Origin of the sequence: Bradyrhizobium sp. 33ap4, from assembly GCF_032654765.1 — a bacterium.
GTDB classification, from domain to species: domain Bacteria; phylum Pseudomonadota; class Alphaproteobacteria; order Rhizobiales; family Xanthobacteraceae; genus Bradyrhizobium; species Bradyrhizobium australafricanum.
Genome location: NZ_JAUMTJ010000271.1, coordinates 1 through 555 on the forward strand (window position 1 = coordinate 1; position 555 = coordinate 555).

1 protein-coding gene is annotated in these 555 nt (G+C 47.0%); it reads right to left on the reverse strand.

The window, feature by feature from the left end:
* The coding region (locus Q2M23_RS43870; protein WP_316399573.1) for a hypothetical protein at window positions 1-251 on the reverse strand (251 nt) is incomplete at its 3' end.
* Window positions 252-555: the final 304 nt, after the last annotated feature.

A 555-nucleotide genomic window follows, 5' to 3' on the forward strand; every position in this document is an offset into this window, starting at 1 on the left:
GTTGATAATATTGGAGTTGCATATCTTTCTGCCCCCAACGTGACTTCGAAGTTGTCGTCCCAAGACAAAACCTTTCCGAGTTCGGAGACGACATTTTCTGCGTGCTTCGGGCTCACGTCTTTCGATAACTTAGTGTAGCCGAAAGGATTGGTTGGTGCTCGTGGAGACACATCTGGCTCGGGCTTAACTGGTTCGGGACTAAATCCGTGATTCTTGAGCAAGCGGTAGAGAGCTTCTAATATCATTTTCACCTTGATATCTTCTGGTTGCTTGGAATCGAGTGTTCATTCTATAGGATTAACTACCTCGATCTTATTCGCCATTTAAGGGGTTCGCTAAAGCGGACAACAGGAGAGATAAGATCACTGCTAGGCCTGCACCGTTCGCTGACAGGGATAGCGTTTCAACCGTCTAGGACTCCTGTGTGCCTGCCTGTGTACTATATAACGTATGAGGTGCTGGTGATTCTTGAACTTCTCGAACAAGTGGGGCAACAGACGTGTATGACCACAGAAGATATTTAAGCACACCTCGGATGATGCCCTAACTTCCTCA